At 49.3% G+C, this 219-nt stretch carries 1 tRNA gene; it reads right to left on the bottom strand.

Annotated features, from left to right (window positions below):
- Window position 1: 1 nt before the first annotated feature.
- Window positions 2-78, bottom strand: a tRNA-Arg gene (locus K0F86_RS27225).
- Between the last annotated feature and the right edge of the window lie 141 nt (window positions 79-219).

Genomic DNA, 219 nt, shown 5'->3' with positions numbered 1-219 from the left:
CTGGTGCGGCTGGCAGGAATTGAACCCACGACCCCTTGGTTCGTAGCCAAGTACTCTATCCAGCTGAGCTACAGCCGCAAAACTTCTACAACATTCCATGAACAACATGGAGGTGAAACTTGTTACAACAAAACCAGGCAAAGTCTGATTTTCAGTATTCTGGTGCGGCTGGCAGGAATTGAACCCACGACCCCTTGGTTCGTAGCCAAGTACTCTATC

The sequence above is a fragment of the Janthinobacterium sp. UMAB-60 genome (genome assembly GCF_900095235.1).
Lineage (GTDB): Bacteria > Pseudomonadota > Gammaproteobacteria > Burkholderiales > Burkholderiaceae_D > Janthinobacterium.
This window is presented reverse-complemented; position numbering and strand designations above follow the sequence as displayed.